Raw genomic sequence first — 601 nt, forward strand, 5'->3', positions numbered from 1 at the left:
ATAGTGCTGCCTCTTTTTTTACGAGTCTCACAATCAACATATACGCAGCAGTAGTAATAGCGATGTTGATAATAAAGATTGCGATGTAAACGGCCGTGCTTTGCGAACCGTTAACCAGCGGCTCATAAGGCATAACCCGAAAAACGATCCAGAACAGCCAGGTATACAAGGTCATCTTCAGAAATCGCCGAACTGTAGATGTCATCCACTCTTTCGCATGATAGCCAACCGTGCTGCGTTTAACGGCAATATGGTATGTCGTTATTAGTGCACTCAGTAACGGGATGCTAATTAGCGTATTAATTAACAGGCTGAAGTAATCGGACATTGCCTCCCACGCCTCGGGATTTGGCTCCCCCTCGATAGCAGCAGTAAATCGCTGTGCGCCTTCAAAATCAAACCGTTCCGTAATAGCACTCAATACCCCATCGTAGGGCACCCATTTAGCCACAAGAAACATAATTAAAATGAATAATGCGATTTTTGTAATCAGGGTAAATAGATCTTTTACTGCCATTAGTACTTGCCTTAATAGCGCCGGATCGATATCTCCCGTCGCTAAGGTGAGAGAAACTTTTTAAACGTTGTGACATTCTCTCCT

The sequence above is a fragment of the Pseudescherichia vulneris genome (assembly GCF_902164725.1).
Taxonomy (GTDB): Bacteria; Pseudomonadota; Gammaproteobacteria; order Enterobacterales; family Enterobacteriaceae; genus Pseudescherichia; species Pseudescherichia vulneris.